The organism is Rhodoferax sp. TH121, from assembly GCF_002251855.1.
In the GTDB taxonomy this organism is placed as follows: Bacteria; Pseudomonadota; Gammaproteobacteria; order Burkholderiales; family Burkholderiaceae_C; genus Allorhodoferax.
Map to the genome: position 1 here is coordinate 181,062 of NZ_NOXW01000020.1, position 14,537 is coordinate 195,598.

The 14,537-nt window shown below is 61.7% G+C and carries 15 protein-coding genes; 7 read left to right on the forward strand and 8 right to left on the reverse strand.

Annotated features, from left to right (window positions below; all coding sequences use genetic code 11):
• Window positions 1–62 precede the first annotated feature (62 nt).
• Together coaBC and dut are read left to right on the forward strand one after the other, a co-directional pair.
• A complete protein-coding gene (gene coaBC, locus CHU94_RS06905; RefSeq protein ID WP_094478141.1) occupies window positions 63–1,280 on the forward strand; it encodes a bifunctional phosphopantothenoylcysteine decarboxylase/phosphopantothenate--cysteine ligase CoaBC in 1,218 nt (405 codons plus the stop codon).
• 9 nt (window positions 1,281–1,289) lie between these two features.
• The gene (dut, locus tag CHU94_RS06910) at window positions 1,290–1,736 is read left to right on the forward strand and encodes a dUTP diphosphatase (RefSeq protein ID WP_094478143.1); all 447 of its coding nucleotides are present in this window, start codon (window positions 1,290–1,292) and stop codon (window positions 1,734–1,736) included.
• 20 nt (window positions 1,737–1,756) lie between these two features.
• Here dut and CHU94_RS06915 read toward each other — a convergent pair whose 3' ends face one another.
• Window positions 1,757–2,290, reverse strand: coding sequence for a peptidylprolyl isomerase (locus CHU94_RS06915; protein WP_094478145.1), 534 nt, complete (start codon window positions 2,288–2,290; stop codon window positions 1,757–1,759).
• A 14-nt stretch (window positions 2,291–2,304) separates the two neighbouring features.
• Here CHU94_RS06915 and CHU94_RS06920 point away from each other — a divergent pair, with 14 nt between their 5' ends.
• Window positions 2,305–3,435, forward strand: a complete 1,131-nt coding sequence (locus CHU94_RS06920; protein WP_094478147.1) for a cupin domain-containing protein — start codon at window positions 2,305–2,307, stop codon at window positions 3,433–3,435.
• Window positions 3,428–3,931 carry a hypothetical protein gene (locus CHU94_RS06925; RefSeq protein ID WP_176451943.1) on the forward strand — a complete coding sequence of 168 codons (504 nt, stop codon included), beginning with the start codon at window positions 3,428–3,430 and terminating at the stop codon, window positions 3,929–3,931. The genes CHU94_RS06920 and CHU94_RS06925 overlap by 8 nt, the downstream gene beginning before the upstream one ends.
• A gap of 105 nt (window positions 3,932–4,036) precedes the next feature.
• On the opposite strand, the gene CHU94_RS19195 is transcribed toward CHU94_RS06925, so the two are convergent.
• Genes CHU94_RS19195 through CHU94_RS06955 form a run of 7 tightly spaced genes read right to left on the reverse strand, consistent with a single transcriptional unit; the run spans window position 4,037 to window position 9,170 of the window.
• Window positions 4,037–4,315: a hypothetical protein gene (locus CHU94_RS19195; protein ID WP_176451944.1), complete on the reverse strand. Its 279-nt coding sequence runs from the start codon at window positions 4,313–4,315 to the stop codon at window positions 4,037–4,039.
• Window positions 4,316–4,365: 50 nt separating this feature from the next.
• The gene (bamC, locus tag CHU94_RS06935; RefSeq protein ID WP_094478151.1) at window positions 4,366–5,463 is read right to left on the reverse strand and encodes an outer membrane protein assembly factor BamC; all 1,098 of its coding nucleotides are present in this window, start codon (window positions 5,461–5,463) and stop codon (window positions 4,366–4,368) included.
• 24 nt (window positions 5,464–5,487) lie between these two features.
• Window positions 5,488–6,384: a 4-hydroxy-tetrahydrodipicolinate synthase gene (dapA, locus tag CHU94_RS06940; RefSeq protein WP_094478153.1), complete on the reverse strand. Its 897-nt coding sequence runs from the start codon at window positions 6,382–6,384 to the stop codon at window positions 5,488–5,490.
• Window positions 6,385–6,418: 34 nt separating this feature from the next.
• On the reverse strand, window positions 6,419–6,997 hold the full coding sequence (locus CHU94_RS06945) for a bifunctional 2-polyprenyl-6-hydroxyphenol methylase/3-demethylubiquinol 3-O-methyltransferase UbiG (RefSeq protein ID WP_094478155.1): 579 nt from the start codon (window positions 6,995–6,997) through the stop codon (window positions 6,419–6,421).
• Entirely contained in the window at window positions 6,994–7,806 is an 813-nt protein-coding gene (locus tag CHU94_RS06950) for an SDR family oxidoreductase (protein WP_094479276.1), read from the reverse strand. Before CHU94_RS06950 ends, CHU94_RS06945 begins: the two co-directional genes overlap by 4 nt.
• A gap of 22 nt (window positions 7,807–7,828) precedes the next feature.
• The gene (locus tag CHU94_RS19460; protein ID WP_255033874.1) at window positions 7,829–7,954 is read right to left on the reverse strand and encodes a hypothetical protein; all 126 of its coding nucleotides are present in this window, start codon (window positions 7,952–7,954) and stop codon (window positions 7,829–7,831) included.
• A 1-nt stretch (window position 7,955) separates the two neighbouring features.
• Entirely contained in the window at window positions 7,956–9,170 is a 1,215-nt protein-coding gene (locus tag CHU94_RS06955) for an MFS transporter (RefSeq protein ID WP_094478157.1), read from the reverse strand.
• Window positions 9,171–9,297: 127 nt separating this feature from the next.
• Between CHU94_RS06955 and CHU94_RS06960 the strand changes: the two genes are divergently transcribed.
• The 3 genes from CHU94_RS06960 to parC are packed head-to-tail and all read left to right on the forward strand — an operon-like array spanning window position 9,298 to window position 14,537.
• Entirely contained in the window at window positions 9,298–11,268 is a 1,971-nt protein-coding gene (locus CHU94_RS06960; protein ID WP_094478159.1) for a DNA topoisomerase IV subunit B, read from the forward strand.
• A 5-nt stretch (window positions 11,269–11,273) separates the two neighbouring features.
• On the forward strand, window positions 11,274–12,143 hold the full coding sequence (locus tag CHU94_RS06965) for a lytic transglycosylase domain-containing protein (RefSeq protein ID WP_094478161.1): 870 nt from the start codon (window positions 11,274–11,276) through the stop codon (window positions 12,141–12,143).
• Between the two features lie 6 nt (window positions 12,144–12,149).
• Window positions 12,150–14,537 (forward strand): DNA topoisomerase IV subunit A, encoded by a 2,388-nt coding sequence (gene parC / locus CHU94_RS06970; protein WP_094478163.1) that lies wholly within the window; start codon window positions 12,150–12,152, stop codon window positions 14,535–14,537.

Consider the following 14,537-nt stretch of genomic DNA (forward strand, 5'->3'; position numbering starts at 1 on the left):
AGGTGGTAAAGCGAGATTATAGGCGTCTGCTACATTGCGGTCCTCGGCTCTACAGGCACACCATGGATTTATCGGGCAAACACATTGTTCTGGGGCTTACCGGCGGCATCGCCTGCTACAAGGCGGCTGAGTTGTGCCGCGCTTTGATCAAACAGGGTGCCACGGTGCAAGTGGTGATGACCGAGGCGGCGGCGCAGTTCATCACACCGGTGACCATGCAGGCGCTGAGCAACCGCCCGGTTTTTGATTCGCAGTGGGACGCGCGGGAGCGCAACAACATGCCCCACATCAACCTGAGCCGTGAAGCCGACGCGATTTTGATCGCGCCGTGTAGCGCAGACTTCATAGCCAAGCTGCTGCACGGCCGTGCCGACGATTTGTTGAGCCTCATGTGCCTGGCCCGTCCCATCGATTCCGTACCCTTGCTGATTGCGCCTGCCATGAACCGCGAGATGTGGGCCCACCCCGCCACGCAGCGCAACCTGGCGCAGCTGCAGGCCGATGGCGCGACGCTGCTGGGTGTTGGCAGCGGCTTTCAGGCCTGTGGTGAGACGGGCGACGGCCGCATGCTGGAGCCGCAAGAATTGCTGGAGGACGTGATTGCTTTCTTCCAGCCCAAGGTGCTGGCAGGCCAACGCGTCGTGGTCTCAGCAGGCCCCACCTTCGAAGCGATCGATCCCGTGCGTGGCATCACCAACCTGTCCAGCGGCAAGATGGGTTTTGCCATTGCCCGCGCGGCACGTGAGGCCGGCGCGGATGTCACGCTGGTGGCAGGCCCGGTATCGCAACCCACACCGCGTGGCGTGCAGCGTGTGGATGTGAGATCTGCAAAAAATATGCACGCAGCCCTCGTAGAATATGCGCAAGCAGCTACTATTTTTGTAGCAACTGCCGCTGTGGCCGATTGGCGCCCAGCCCAAGCTTCAGACCAAAAGATCAAGAAAGACGGCTCTGGCAACGCGCCCGTGCTGAGCTTTGTTGAAAACGTGGACATCCTGTCCGAAATCGCCCATTCCCCGCGTGCGACTAGCGGCGAATTGTTCTGCGTGGGCTTTGCGGCCGAGAGCCACGACCTGCTAGCGCATGCCACGGCCAAGCGAGCGCGCAAGGGTGTGCCGCTGCTGGTGGGTAATATTGGCCCCGCCACTTTTGGGCAGGACGACAACGCACTGCTGCTGGTCGATGCCCATGGTGCGCAAGAACTTCCCCACAACTCCAAACTGGCGCTGGCCCGGCAACTGGTTGCTGAAATTGCCAAGCGCCAGCGCGCCGCCCACTGAACCCCGACCATGAAAATCGACGTCAAGATCATCGACAACCGCCTGCACGGCAACCTGCCCACCTACGCCACGCCTGGCAGCGCGGGGCTTGACCTGCGCGCCTGCCTGGACGCGCCACTGACCTTGGCGCCCAACGCCTGGCAGCTGGTGCCCACGGGCATGGCCATTTACCTGGAAGACCCAGCCTACGCCGCGCTCATTCTGCCGCGCTCGGGCTTGGGTCACAAGCACGGGATCGTGCTGGGCAATCTGGTGGGTTTGATCGACAGCGACTACCAAGGCCAGCTCATGGTGAGCGCTTGGAATCGCAGCGCCACAGAATTCACCATTCAGCCCATGGAGCGCATTGCCCAGCTCATGATCGTGCCGGTGGTGCAGGCGCAGTTCAATGTGGTGACCGAGTTTCCCGCGTCACAGCGTGGAGAAGGCGGCTACGGTTCTACAGGCAAGGCCTGAGACGGTAGCCGCGCCGCACTTCAGTGATGCGTGTCGCTGCCGGGGACTGCGGCGTGGAAGGGCTGGATGCGGAAGAAGCCTGTGCCCGCGGTGCCGCGGCCGATTTCCTCTTCGGTTGCTTCGCGTACTGACTCCACTTTCAGGCTGATGCGGATGGCAATGCCCGCTAGGGGGTGGTTGCCGTCCAGCACCACGTGCTCGGGGTAAATGTCGGTGACGGTGTACAGCGCATCTTTGGGGGCGTCCGGGTTGCAGCCTGCGGGCAGGGCGTGGCCTTCCAGCGTCAGTCCTTCTTGCAAATCTTTGGGAAACAGGGCGCGAGGTTCCAGGAAAAGCAGCTGGTCGTTGAAGTCGCCAAACGCCTGCTCTGGCTCAATTTGCAGGTCCAGTTTTGCGCCAGCCACATGGCCTTGCAGAGCCTGCTCGATAGGAGGCAGCAGGTCGTTGCCGCCCAGCAAAAACTCCACTGGTTCGTCCAAAACGTCCAGTTCTTCGCCCAGGGTGTCTTTCAGCGTCCAGGTCAGGGCAACGACGCATTGTGGTGTGATTTCCATAGGAGAATTGTCCCATGAACATCCAAGAACCACTGCAGCTGCTGGGCGGGCTCTCGCCAAAAACCTTTATGCAACGCCACTGGCAGAAAAAGCCGCTTGTGATTCGTCAGGCCATTCCGGGGTTCGCACCCTTGCTGGACCGGGCCGAGTTGCTGGATCTGGCCGCGCAGGAAGAAGTGGAGTCGCGGCTGGTGGTGCAGGCGTCTGCCAAAGGGGGGACGGGCTGGCGTTTCAAGCACGGGCCGTTTGCCCGCAAGGCCTTGCCCCCCTTCAAGCAGGCGGGCTGGACCTTGCTGGTGCAAGGCGTGGACTTGCACGACGAGCGTTTGCATGCCCTGATGAATCAGTTCCGTTTTGTGCCCGATGCGCGCCTTGACGATGTGATGATCAGCTACGCCACCGATGGCGGCGGCGTCGGGCCGCACTTTGATAGTTACGACGTCTTTTTGCTGCAGGCCCATGGACGCCGGCGCTGGCGCATTGGCCGCCAGAAGGACCTGAGCTTGCAACCCGACATGCCCCTCAAAATTCTGGCGAACTTTGAGCCTGAAGAGGAGTTTGTGCTGGAGCCCGGTGACATGCTCTACCTGCCACCCAAGTACGCCCACGACGGCATTGCCGACGGCGAGTGCATGACCTACTCCATCGGATTCCGTTCACCGGACCGCGCCGAGTTGGCGCAAGAGATTTTGCAGCGTTTGGCCGAGCAGGCGGTAGATGAGCTGGGGCCTGGCCTGTACCGTGACCCCAAGCAGGACGCCGTAGACCGTAGCGCAGCCATGCCGGTTGCCTTGGTGGATTTTGCCCACGCCGCCTTACAGGACGCCTTGCGCGATCCCAAAGCGATTGCCCGTGCGGTGGGGGAATATCTCAGCGAGCCCAAAGCCAATGTCTGGTTTGATGGTGGTGAACCCGTAGTGCATGGCGCAGTGCGCCTGGACCGCAAGACCCGCATGCTGTACGACGCGGACCATGTGTTCATCAATGGGGAGAGTTTCAATGCGAGCGGCAAGGATGCCCAACTGATGCAGACGCTTGCCAATACGCGTTGCCTCAGCGCCGCTGACGTCAAGCGCCTGAGCGCTGGGGCACGGTCCTTGATGGAAGACTGGTGTGCCGTGGGCTGGCTGCATCCTGATGACTGAGTTATTGGCACCATCTCCGCTGCCGGAGGGCAACTTTTCGGGCCTCGCTGCGTTCGCGCAACGGGTGCGCGATGCGCTGGCTTGTGCCGCGCGAGAGGGCTGGTCGCACATGGTGTGGAGTGATGCCAACTTTCTCGATTGGCCACTGCGTGAGAAGGCCGTGGTTGAGTCCTTGAATGCCTGGGCTGGCAGTGGTCGTCGTCTGGTTCTGCTGGCCCACCGGTTTGATGAGGTGCAACGTCACCATGTCCGTTTTGTACAGTGGCGCAACACATGGGACCATGTTGTGGACTGTCGCGTTTGCAAGCAGCATGATGTTTCGGAATTTCCCAGTGCGCTGTGGAGCCCGCATTGGGTGATGCGTCGCCTGGACTTGGAGCACAGCACGGGAATTTCGGGTACAGAGCCCCAGCGTCGGGTGCTCTTGAAAGAAGAACTGGATGAATGCAGGCGCCAGAGTTCGCCGGGTTTCCCGAGCACAATTTTGGGTCTGTGAGTGCATAAAAAGGGTTTACCCCTATGCACTGTTTTGGGTCTTGTATAATTTTGTGCTCTGGGGAAAGAGATCGAATGCTTTTGCCAGGGCTGGGTAGCTTGCTACCTAGGCAATTTCCGGAAATTGTTTCGTTAACTCACTTAAAGTTTTTAAAAATGAACAAGTCTCTCGTTTTGGCAGCCGTGATCGCTGCTGCTGCCCTGGCTGCTTGCGGTAAAAAGGAAGAAGCTCCTGCTGCTGCTCCCGCTGTTGAAGCTCCTGCTGCTGCTCCTGCACCAGCCGCTGCTCCTGCTGCTGACGCATCCGCTCCTGCTGCTCCTGCAGCTGCTGCTTCCGAGCCAGCCAAGCAATAATCTGCTTGCAGACGAAAAAAAACCACCGCAAGGTGGTTTTTTTTCGTCTGAATGTAGGGCGATGCAACCGCCCCAGAGCTGCTACTTGATATCGTCAGCCAGCACTTTGACGATGCGTTGCGCAATCGGCGAAGTTTCGGGTTGGCCGTTCGTGTCCAGTACCAGTACGTTGGACTGCTCACCGGTGCTGCGCACGGCGATCTGGTACTTGGAGGGCTCGGCGGCTTTGCCCGAGCCGCTGAACAGCTTACTGAAGAAGCCGGGTTCGGAGTTCTCGGAGGTGGTGCTCACATAGCGAACAAAGTAAATGCCTTGTTTGCGGTCGCGGTCTTCCACGGTGAAGCCAGTGCGGTCCAGTGCCAAACCGACGCGGCGCCAAGCGCGATCAAACCCTTCCTCGAGCTTGACAGCTGGCTGGCCGTTGACAGTGGTCACGGCGGCTACGGGTTTCGGTGCGCTATTCGCCACCAAGGCCTTGGATTGTTCTTGCGAAACGCCGAGCTTGACCATCAATCGGCGCAGGAATTCGGCTTCCAGCTCAGGGTCGGCAGCACGGGGCTGCCACATGGTCTGCTTTTCACCAGTGTTTGCAGCGCCACTGTTGGTATACACCTCGATCATTCCACGGTGGCTGATGAAGATCTCCGTGTTGCCGTTGGCGTCGCGTTCCAAGCGGGTGCGGAACTTGTCACGCTCGCCAGTGGAGTAAAGAGAGTCCAACAACTTGCCAAGGGCCGCGCGGATGGCATCTTGCGGAATTTTGGCGCGGTTTTCAGCCCAGTCCGTTTCCATGATGCCCAGATTGCTTTGGTCCATGGCCAACAAAAAGCCATTTTCTTGCCAGAAATCTTTCACCGGTTCCCACAGTTTGTCAGCGGGGCGATTGACCACCAGCCAGCGCTGGTTGCCCGCACGTTCAATGCGTACATCGCCCACACTCAAAGTGGCCACGGGAACCTTGCTGTTGGCGACTTGGTTGGCCTGGTAGCCTGATGCAGAGATCGCTCCATCCACCACCGTGTAGCGCGTGTCTTTGGAGAGCTGCGTCAGATCAGGAGGAATGTCCAAGGACGGTGCTTTGCCCGTGGACCGGTAGTCCACCTTATCTGTTTCCAGGGAGCCGCATGCGCCCAGTGCCAGGGTGATGCCAATCAAGGCAGCTTTGGAGGTGAAATTCACAGAGTGTTCCAGTGCCGTAGAGGCTCAGATCAGGCCGCAGGTTTTCAGCGCGCGTTCGAGCACGGGCTGGTTGGCTGCAGTCAACGGGGTTAAGGGCAAGCGCAAAGCCTGCTTGCTCAGGCCCATGCGGGACACAGCCCATTTCACGGGAATCGGGTTGGACTCGACAAAGAGGGCTTTGTGCATGGGCAGCAATTGCAGCTGGATCTCCATGGCACGGGCCACATTGCCACCCATGGCAGCCATACACAGCTCGTGCATTAGGCGCGGCGCTACGTTGGCTGTGACGCTCACATTGCCATGGCCACCACACAGCATCAGTGCCACGGCGGTGGGGTCGTCACCGCTGTAGATGGAGAAGTGTTTGGGGGCTTCCTTGATCAGCCACTGGGCGCGTTCGATGTTGCCAGTAGCTTCCTTGATGCCGACGATGCCAGGCACTTCGGCCAGACGCAGCACGGTATCGTGTGCCATATCTGCGACCGAGCGGCCAGGCACGTTGTACAGCACGATAGGCAAGTCGCCCGTAGCTTCTGCAATCGCCTTGAAGTGTTGGAACTGGCCCTCTTGCGTGGGCTTGTTGTAGTAAGGGACTACCTGCAGTTGGCAGTCGGCGCCCACACCTTTGGCGAATTTGGCCAAGGCAATGGCTTCGCGGGTAGAGTTACCGCCACAGCCAGCCATGATAGGCACGCGGCCTGCCGCCTGTTCGACCGACACGCGGATGATTTCGCAATGCTCGTCCACGCTCACTGTGGGGGACTCACCGGTGGTACCCACCACACCGATGCAATCGGTGCCCTCGGCGATGTGCCAATCAATCAGTTTGCGCAGCGCGGGGTAGTCCACGGAGCCGTCGTCGAGCATCGGAGTGATGAGGGCTACGATGCTGCCCCTGATTGGACCTTTGGAAGCGTTCATGTCGTGTGATTGGTTCGGTAAACGGGCATTTTAACTAGAGAGCGTGTCGGGTTGGCACGGCCCCAGAGGCTGGGTGGGTAAAGCTACGCAAAGCAGCGATGCGTTGGACGAAGCGTGCCGGGTTCTCCAGGAATCCCTGCTCAAACGCCACCACATGCCAACCAGCGCACGCCGTCAGCAGTTCGCCGGGTTGCAGCAAAAAGTCGGGGCGGCTGGGCCGCCCCACGGTTTCGTTGCCGGCGGCGAAGGTTTCGTACAGCAAGCATCCGCCAGGAGCCACGCTGTCCAGCAGGGTGGGGAACAAGGGGCGCCACAGGTAGTTGGTCACCACGACGGCACCAAACTGCCGGGGGCGTGCGTTGTGCATCAGTGGCCAGGGCCCGTTTTCGATGTCGGCCGTGAGCAGTGTGGCCGCAGGCACCGATTGTGCCGCCAGCGTCGTGTCCCGGTCAATCCCGGTCACCGCGTGGCCGCGATCGGCGAACCAGGCCAGGTGCCGGCCCGCGCCGCAGGCCACATCCAACACACTGGTGTCCGGGAGTAGCAGATGGCTCCAGCGCTGCACCCAGGCAGAGGCGGCGCCACTACCGTGGGCTGTGGGGTCGGCACTCATTGTGGTTTGACGTGGTCTTTGAGCGCTGCCAGCGCCATCTTTTCCACCATGCCGGGTAGCAGGAGCTTCAGGAAGCGGCCCAGCTTGCCCTTGGTGGTCATGACCACTTCGCGCTCACGCCTGGCCATGCCGTCCAAGATCAGCGCGGCACATTCTTCCACCGTCATGGCCTTGTCTTCTTTGAGGCCGCTGGAACCTGCTGCTTGGCCCGCGGCATTCAAGCCCCGGCTGCGGATATTGGTCAACACCACGCCAGGGTAGGCTGTGGTCACACTCACCCCTGTGCTGCGCAACTCGGTCCGCAGGGCCTCAAAAAAGCCGGCCATGGCAAATTTGGACGCGCTGTAGGCAGTCCGCCCCGGCACACCCACCAGCCCGGCCAGGGATGAGACGGCCACGATCCGGCCCCGGCTGGCCTTGAGGTGAGGAAGCGCGGCGTGGGTGCACCACACGCTGCCCCAGAGGTTGATACGCATGAGCTGCTCATACCAACCTAGGTCCTCTGCCTTGACGTCACTGAACAAGGCTTGCGCCGAAATGCCCGCGTTATTAATGAGCGCGTCCACGCGGCCAAAGCGCTGCAAGGTTTGCTCCACCAGCGCACGGCATTGGGCTTCTACCGAGACATCGGTGGGCACTACCAGCACCTGGGCGCCGAGATGGGTGCACTGTTGGGCAACGGTATTGAGCAGCTCTGCATTGCGCGCGGCCAGCACCAGCGCGCCCCTGGGGCCTAGCGTGCGGGCCAGTTGGCGCGCCATTTCGGCGCCAATGCCATCCGAGGCGCCAGTGATGATGATGGTGTTCAGAGAGTCGGTCATGCGTGGTTCATTAAAAACAGGCCCAAACCTGGTTGGCCAGTTGCACCAAAAAATCCGGTTGGGTGTAGAGGTAAAACACGCCCACCAGCGCCAAAGCTACGGCACCCCAGAGGACCAGGCGGTGGCGGGTGTTCACGTCAGTGCGCCAACGCGGTGCGCTGGATGGGAGCTTCACGCACCGGCAGGTTCACCAGCGCCGCCAATACACCCAGTGCAATGGCGATGTACCAGACGATGTCGTAGCTGCCGGTTTTGTCATACAGGTAGCCGCCCAGCCAGACCCCCATGAAGGAGCCAATTTGGTGGCTGAAGAATACAAATCCCCCCAACATCGACAGATGCGCCACACCAAAAATCTGCGCCACGGTGGCATTGGTGGGTGGGATGGTGGACAGCCACAACAGGCCCATGACGGATGCAAATACGTACACGCTGGCGGGCGACAAAGGCACGACCAGGAACACACTGATGGCCACCGCACGGGCCAAGTAGATAAACGCCAGGATGTTTTTCTTGGCTATTTTTTGGCCCAGCACGCCCGCGGCATAGGTGCCAAACACATTGAACAGGCCAATCAGCGCCAGCGCGTAGCTGGCCACCTGGGGGGACAGGCCTTTGTCTTTCAGGTAGCTGGGCATGTGCACGCCGATAAACACCACCTGGAAACCACAGACAAAGTAGCCCGCCATCAACAATTGGAAACTGGGGTATTGGAAGGCTTCGCGCAGCGCCTGCCCAATCGACTGGTCGCGCTGGGGGGGGGTAGCACCCCCAAAACTGGGCTCGCGCAGGCCCCAGGCCAGCGGGATCATCAGCAAGGCGGCCGCACCCAGTACTACCAGCGCTTGCTGCCAGCCCAGGCTGCCAATCAAAAAGCCTTCGGTCGGGACCATCAAAAACTGCCCGAATGATCCGGCTGCAGCCGCCACCCCCATGGCCCAAGAGCGTTTCTCCAGCGGAACATTGCGCCCGATCACGCCGTAAATGACTGCATAGGTGGTGCCCGCCTGCGCCATGCCAATCAGCACGCCGCTGGACAGCGAGAACAGCAGCGGCGTGTTGGCATAGGCCATGCCGACCAGGCCTAGTGCGTACAGCACGGCCCCACCCACAATCACGCGGAAGGCGCCAAAGCGGTCTGCCACCATGCCGGCAAAAATGCCAGAGAGGCCCCACACCAGGTTTTGGATGGCAATGGCGAAGGCGAAAGTCTCGCGCGTCCAGCCTTGGGCCTGGGTGATGGGCTGTAGCCACAGGCCAAAGCCGTGGCGGATGCCCATGGACAAGGTCACGATGGTGGCGCCGCAGGCCAGGATCTGGACGATGGAAAGCGGTTTGGGAGACGAAGTCATCGCTGAAATGTAGCCCGTTTGCCGTGGCCCTGCTGCAGCGCCTGTGACAAACTCGACGACACGAAGGCTGGTGTATTCTGTATATGCATACAGTTATTTCCCCAGCCACCACTACAATTCGCCCACTATGGCAGTGAAACCCACCCCCGAATATTCCGAATCGTCGATCCGTGTGCTCAAGGGCCTGGAGCCCGTCAAACAGCGCCCGGGCATGTACACCCGCACCGACAACCCCCTGCACATCATTCAGGAGGTGCTGGATAACGCGGCCGACGAGGCGCTGGCCGGCCACGGCAAGAAGATGAAAGTCACGCTGCATGCCGATGGTTCGGTGAGCATCGAAGACGACGGCCGCGGTATTCCGTTTGGCATGCACCCCGAGGAAAAGGCTCCCGTGATCGAGCTGGTCTACACCCGATTGCATGCGGGCGGCAAGTTCGACAAGGGCAAGGGTGGCGCCTACAGCTTCTCCGGCGGCTTGCACGGTGTGGGGGTGAGTGTGACCAATGCACTGGGCAAGCGCCTGGAAGTCACCACCTACCGCGAGGGCTCGGTGGCGCGCATCGTGTTTGAAGGGGGCGATGTGACCGAAGCCCTGCAGGTGCGCAAGGCGGGCGAGGGCGATCGCAAGCAGGGCACTACGGTGCGCGTCTGGCCGGACCCCAAATACTTTGAATCCGCCGTGCTGCCCATGGGCGAATTGACCCACCTGCTGCGCAGCAAGGCAGTGCTCATGCCCGGCGTGAGCGTGACGCTGGTGAATGAAAAGTCCAAAGACAGCCAGAACTGGCTCTACAAGGGTGGCCTGAAAGACTACCTGGGCCAGACACTCACGGCCGACCCGGTCATCCCCATGTTTGACGGTGAAGGGTATGCCGATGGCAACAACGACACCTTTGCCGAAGGCGAGGGCGCCAGCTGGTGCGTGGCCTTTACCGAAGAGGGCCAGCCGGTGCGCGAAAGCTATGTCAACTTGATCCCCACCAGCGCGGGCGGCACACACGAAAGCGGCCTGCGCGACGGTTTGTTCACCGCGGTCAAGGGTTTTATCGAGCTGCACAGCCTGCTGCCCAAGGGTGTGAAGCTCATGCCAGAAGACGTGTTCGCCCGCGCCAGCTATGTGCTGAGCGCCAAGGTGCTGGATCCGCAGTTCCAGGGCCAGATCAAGGAGCGGTTGAACTCGCGCGACGCGGTGCGCCTGGTCAGCAGCTTTGTGCGCCCGGCGCTAGAGCTGTGGCTCAACCAGCACGTGGACTATGGCAAGAAGCTGGCCGAGTTGGCGATCAAGGCCGCGCAAACACGGCAAAAAGCCGGCCAGAAGGTGGAGAAGCGCAAGAGCAGCGGCGTGGCCGTGCTGCCCGGCAAGCTGACCGACTGCGAGAGCCGCGACATTGCCTACAACGAAGTGTTTCTGGTCGAGGGTGATTCCGCCGGCGGCAGCGCCAAGATGGGCCGCGACAAGGAAAACCAGGCCATCCTTCCCCTGCGCGGCAAGGTGCTCAACACCTGGGAAGTAGACCGCGATCGCCTCTTTGCCAACACCGAAATCCACGACATCTCTGTCGCCATCGGCGTAGACCCGCACGGCCCCAACGACACACCCGACCTGAGTGGCCTGCGCTATGGCAAGGTCTGCATCCTGTCCGATGCGGACGTGGACGGTTCGCACATCCAGGTGTTGCTGCTGACCCTGTTCTTCCGTCATTTCCCCAAACTGATTGAAACCGGTCATGTGTTTGTGGCCCGCCCGCCGCTGTTTCGCGTGGATGCGCCTGCGCGTGGCAAAAAGCCTGCCAGCAAGGCCTATGCGCTGGACGAGGGCGAGCTCACCGCCATCTTGGATAAGCTGCGCAAAGAAGGCGTGCGCGAAGGCGCTTGGTCCATTAGCCGCTTCAAAGGTCTTGGCGAGATGAACGCCGAGCAGCTGTGGGACACGACCCTGAACCCCGACACCCGCCGCCTCATGCCCGTGGAGTTGGGTGCCATCGACTTTGGTGCGACCGAGGCCCTGATTACCAAACTCATGGGCAAGGGCGAGGCCGCCGCGCGCCGTGAGCTCATGGAGTTGCACGGCGACTCGGTGGAGATTGACGTCTGATTGCTATGAAAATAGTAGCTGCTTGCGCACTATTGACGGGGGCTTTGGCCTCATTTCATACCAAGGCAGACGTTTGGGTATGGGTCGATGCGGACGGCCACAGCCACTTTGCGGCCGAGCAGGTGGATGCCCGCTACAGCCTGTTTTACCGTGCGCCGATGGTGCCAGCGCCCCAGACCAGCCCGGCAACCGCGGCTCCCGCTGCGCCAGAGATTCACCCCAAGCTGGCCGAGTTTTTTGAATCGTCTCCGCGCTACCGCAAGATCCAGCCGCTGCTCCAGACCGCGGCCGCCCGCTACGGCGTGGATTACGAGCTGCTGCAGGCCCTGGTGGCAACCGAGTCAGGGTTCGACCCCGCCGCAGTGTCCCCCAAGGGTGCCATTGGCCTGATGCAGGTGATGCCCGACACGGCGCGCCGTTTTGGTGTGGATAGCGACCGCTGGCTGTCGATAGAAACCAAACTGGCCGATCCCAAAATCAACGTCAACCTGGGCACACGCTACCTGCGCTTGCTGATCGACATGTTCCCGGGCCGGTTGGACCTGGCTTTGGCCTCGTACAACGCGGGGGAGGGCGCGGTGCAACGCGCGGGCAACAAGGTGCCCAACTTCAAGGAAACCCAAAACTACGTGGCCACTGTGGGCGAGCTGTATGCCGCGCTCAAGCCTGTGCCTGTTGCCCAGGCCAAGTCCACCAATGGCCCCGTGAAAGTTACTTACGGCGAAGGCTATGTGCTGGCTGGTGCCCGTGATCCCTATTTACTCAAAGCGCCTGGCGCTGCCCAGGCTGTGGCCTTGGGTGGCGCCGCTGGCCGCGGCAATATGGTGGCGCCGCTGCAGCTGCCGCCAGCGCCGGATTCCCGCATCGCAGACTGAAGAAACATGACTGACCAAACCACGCTTGATTTGATCCCCGAACCCGCCGCTCCTGGTGAGGAGGGCGAACTGAACCTGGCCACCTACGCCCAGCGCGCCTACCTCGAATACGCCCTCTCCGTCGTCAAGGGCCGCGCCTTGCCCGATGTGTGTGACGGCTTGAAGCCGGTGCAGCGCCGCATTTTGTACAGCATGTCGCGCATGGGCCTGGGCTTTGGCGGTGCCAATGGCAATGTGGGTGCCAAGCCGGTCAAGAGTGCGCGTGTGGTCGGCGATGTGCTGGGCCGCTTCCACCCGCACGGCGACCAATCCGCTTACGACGCGCTGGTGCGCATGGCGCAGGACTTTTCGCAGCGCTACCCGCTGGTGGACGGCCAGGGCAACTTCGGCAGCCGCGATGGCGACGGCGCTGCGGCCATGCGCTACACCGAGGCCCGCCTGGCCAAGATCACCAGCCTGCTGCTGGACGAGATCGACATGGGTACGGTGGATTTCCAGCCCAACTACGACGGCTCCACCGAAGAACCCTGCCAGTTGCCTGCGCGCCTGCCCTTCAGCCTACTCAACGGCGCCAGCGGCATTGCCGTGGGCCTGGCCACCGAAATCCCCAGCCACAACTTGCGCGAAATTGCCGATGCTTGCGTGGCGCTGGTCAAGAACGACAAGCTCAGCGACGACGACCTGTTCACGCTGATCCCCGGCCCCGACTTCCCCGGTGGCGGCCAGATCATCAGCAGTGCCACCGACATTGCCGATGCCTACCGAAGCGGCCGCGGCTCGCTCAAAGTGCGTGCACGCTGGAAGATTGAAGACCTGGCACGCGGCCAGTGGCAGCTGGTGGTGACGGAGCTGCCGCCCGGCGTGAGCAGCCAGCGCGTGCTGGAAGAAATCGAAGAGCTGACCAACCCCAAGGTTAAGGCCGGCAAGAAGGCTTTGAGCCAGGAGCAGACGCAGCTCAAGGCCAGCATCCTCAGCGTGCTGGATGTGGTGCGGGATGAATCGAACAAGGACGCGCTGGTGCGCCTGGTGTTTGAGCCCAAGACCCGCACCGTGGAGCAGCAGGAGCTGATCACGGCACTGCTGGCCCACACCAGCCTGGAAACGTCTTCGCCCATTAACCTGACGATGGTAGGGCTGGACGGTCGGCCTACGCAGAAGTCGCTGCGCCAGATGCTGACCGAATGGATCAGCTTCCGCCAGACGACCATCGAAAAACGTAGCCGCCATCGCCTCGGCAAGGTGCTGGACCGCATCCATATTCTGGAAGGTCGCCAGACCGTCCTGCTCAACATCGACGAAGTGATTGCCATCATCCGCCAGTCGGATGAACCCAAGGCAGCGCTGATTGAACGCTTCAAGCTCAGCGACCGCCAGGCGGAAGACATCCTGGAAATTCGCCTGCGCCAATTGGCAAGGCTCGAAGCCATCAAGATCGAGCAGGAGTTGTCCGAGCTGCGCACCGAACAAGGCAAGCTGGAAGAAATCCTCAACAGCCCCGCCGCACTGCGCCGCCTGATGGTCAAAGAGATTGAGACGGACGCCAAGACCTTTGCCGACCCACGCCGCACCCTCATCCAGGCCGAAAAAAAAGCCGTGGCCGAAGTGAAGGTGGTGGACGAACCGGTGACCGTGGTGGTGTCTGAAAAAGGCTGGGTGCGTGCCCGCACCGGCCATGGCCACGAGGCGTCCACCTTCGCCTTCAAGGCGGGTGACGGCCTGTACGGCACCTTCGAGTGCCGCACGGTGGACACGCTGCTGGTGTTTGGTTCCAACGGGCGCATCTACACCGTACCGGTGTCCGCGCTGCCCGGCGGGCGGGGCGACGGCCAGCCGGTCACCACGCTGCTGGAGCTGGAGAGCAGCACGCAAATTCTGTACTACCTCGCGGGCCCGGCCAGCGCGCAGCTGCTGCTGTCCAGCAGCGGCGGCTACGGCTTTATCGCCAGCGTCGAGAACATGACCTCCCGCCAGAAAGCCGGCAAGGCCTTTGTGGGTGTGGGCGAGGGCGAAACCCTGTGTGCGCCGTCCGTCGTGTCGGGGGCACAAGGCAAGGTCACCGTGGCGGGCACCCCGGCGACTGTCGTAGCACCGGCCACCCACGTGGCTTGCGCGTCCACCGGTGGCCGCATCCTTACCTTCGAGATCACCGAGCTCAAGCAGATGGCCAATGGCGGTCGCGGCCTCATGCTGATTGACCTGGAAGCCAAAGACACCCTGGCGGGCGCCGCGGCCTACACGCGCAGCATCCGTATTGATGGCATCGGCCGCGGCGGCAAAGAGCGCGACGAAACCCTGGAGATCCGCAGCCTCAACAACGCCCGTGCCGCGCGCGGTCGCAAGGGCAAGGCGGCAGATCTGGGCTTCAAGCCGAACCGGATTACGCGGGTGGAGTGA